Raw genomic sequence first — 2,509 nt, 5'->3', positions numbered from 1 at the left:
CCGCTCGACGACGCTCTCGCCTTTATCGCCGCCGAGGGCTTTTTCTGGATCCATGCATCATGACGAGATCGTCACAGCATGTGCAAACTCAAGCCAAGGCCTCAACACAGGTTTGGAGCGAGGCGTGGTTTAAGGAGGAGGAGGCCTACGAGCCGCACAGGACCAATCTGGGCGCGGCGCTCTCCACCATCCGCAGAACGGCAGAAGCATCAGCCCTACGCTTTATCTTGACGAAGCGCATGAAGGGCTCGGAGACGCCCGTCGTCGTACTGGGCGACATCAACGACGGACAGCACAGCAACACGGTGAATATCCTAACGGAGCAGCCACGCTACCTCGTTGGAGAATCAAAGGGCGGGGACACAGCGCTCTACACCGCACAGACCTTGCAGGAGTACCGGAACACCCGCGACGTCTATTACACGCATATCCACCAGGACAGCATGGAGTCGCTGGACCACATCCTGGTCAGTCAGGAATTCTATGACAACTGCCGCAAGCGCCTCTGGATCTTCGACGGCATGACTGTGCGCAACGACCACCTGGACTCCGCGGACCACAAGGCGGATGGAACGAGTGACCATGGTATTGTCTGCGCCCGGTTCCGCCACCGACCAGCAAAGGCGCTTTGATCTCTAGCGCACTTAGCCCTCGGAGCTCAGACGCGTTTGCGCTTCCGTCATAGAGGCAAATCGCCGAGTGCCCTTCGGCTAGTGCTTCTCAGTGCGCCGCGCTGGAAGCGGGCATGGGCGACGCGCTCAGCGGCTGGAACTCACTCCCACGCTCTTCGATCCTGAATTGCGTGCGACCTATGCAATGTGCTGCGCGATCCGGGCCTTGTCCAAGCCACTTGCGATTCCTTGCCGTACGGGTGAGCCGCAGGAGAGCGTGACATCCGGTTAGTGTCGATAATGATGGAGACAGCATAGTGGACCGCCCTGGGTTTGCCGGAGGCTGGTGAGCTTGAGTCAGGCCGCCAGAGCAATCTCTTGCTGGGCGGCATAGTAGCGCGCCTCGGCCTCGGCTGGCGGGATGTTGCCGATCGGCTCGAGGAGGCGGCGGTGGTTGAACCAGTCGACCCACTCCAAGGTGGCGAACTCGACGGCCTCCAGGTTGCGCCAGGGACCGCGCCGCCGGATCACCTCGGTCTTGAACAGGCCGATGACGGTCTCCGCCAGAGCATTGTCGTAGCTGTCGCCGACGCTGCCGACGGAGGGCTCGGTTCCGGCCTCGAGCAGCCGCTCCGTGTACCGAATGGAGACGTATTGCGACCCCTTATCGCTGTGGTGGGTCAAGCCGCCCTTCACCGGATGGCGATCATGCAGAGCCTGCTCCAGAGCATCGAGGACAAAACCTGCATGCGCCGTTAGCGACACCCGCCAGCCAACGATCCGGCGGGCGAAGACATCGATGACGAAAGCGACGTACACAAGGCCCTTCCAGGTCGCCACGTAGGTGAAATCCGACACCCACAGCACGTTCGGCTGCGGTGCCCGGAACTGCCGGTTCACCTTGTCCGCCGGGCAAGGCGCAGCCTTGTCAGCGATGGTGGTCCTGGTCTCCTTGCCGCGGACGGCGCCACGCAGGCCCATCCGCCGCATCAGGCGTTCCACCGTGCAACGGGCTACCACGGTGCCTTCCCGGCCAAGCTGCCGCCAGACCTTGCGGGCACCCTAGACCCCGAAGTTGGCCGCATGCACCTGCCGGATCTGCTCCATGAGCGCCAGGTCCTGCCGGGCTCGAGGTGAGGCCCGCGCTGGGTCCGTACGTCGGGCGACACGGGCGTGGTAGGTCGACGGCGCGATCCGCAACATCCCGCAGATCGGCTCGACACCGTAGACCTCGCGCTGATCGTCAATGAAGGCGATCATGGCTTCGACCGGCGGTCGAGCTCCGCCATCGCAAAATAAGTGGACGCCTTCCGCAGGATCTCGTTGGCTTGGCGCAGCTCGCGGACCTCGCGCTCCAGCGCTTTGATGCGCTCCCGCTCCTCCGTTGTCGTGCCAGGCCGCTGGCCCACGTCGCGCTCGCCCTGCCGCACCCACTTCCGTAGCGTTTCGGCCGTGCACCCGATCTTGGCCGCAATCGAGCCGATCGCGGCCCACTGGGAGGAGGCATGGTCGCCCCCATGCTCCAGCACCATCCGCACCGCCCGCTGCCGGACCTCAGGCGAAAACCGGTTCGACGTCTTCTTCGTCGTAGCCCCATCCTCTCAACAGGTAGGGCCTCCGGCAAACCCGGGGCGGTTCATAGGCAGGATTGGGTCCATTGGCGGGCCCTGCTGCCCATACCCCGAGCGGAGTGACCAGCCAGCCTATGTCAACGTCTGCAGGGGGCGACCGCGAGCCGCTTTACCAGTTACAGAGCGGTGTGCGGCCACTCCAGTTCGGTAGGGCGCCGTCGTGGCACCTGCTCCCCCTGCCGGAAGGCAGCAAATGCGACTATGTCGCGCGCCTCATCTTTGGGACTTGAGGCATGGTCAACGCAGCCGAAGCCGTCGAGGAAGCAA

Annotated in this window: 1 protein-coding gene, 1 pseudogene and 1 other annotated feature; of the genes and pseudogenes, one reads left to right on the top strand and one right to left on the bottom strand. The window is 63.8% G+C overall.

The annotated features are described in order from the left end of the window. A partial coding sequence (locus tag EP26_RS30480) for an endonuclease/exonuclease/phosphatase family protein (protein ID WP_211259633.1) occupies positions 1–632 on the top strand: 632 nt, incomplete at its 5' end. Between the two features lie 336 nt (positions 633–968). Here the strand turns inward: EP26_RS30480 and EP26_RS30475 are convergent. Further along, a pseudogene (locus EP26_RS30475) lies at positions 969–2,143 on the bottom strand (IS3 family transposase). Next, positions 1,797–1,913 (bottom strand) — a sequence feature (AL1L pseudoknot). (Overlaps the previous pseudogene by 117 nt.) Positions 2,144–2,509: the final 366 nt, after the last annotated feature.

The organism is Belnapia moabensis DSM 16746, assembly GCF_000745835.1.
In the GTDB taxonomy this organism is placed as follows: Bacteria; Pseudomonadota; Alphaproteobacteria; order Acetobacterales; family Acetobacteraceae; genus Belnapia; species Belnapia moabensis.
Note: the sequence above shows the minus strand (reverse complement) of the source record. Positions and strands in the feature narration are given on the sequence as shown.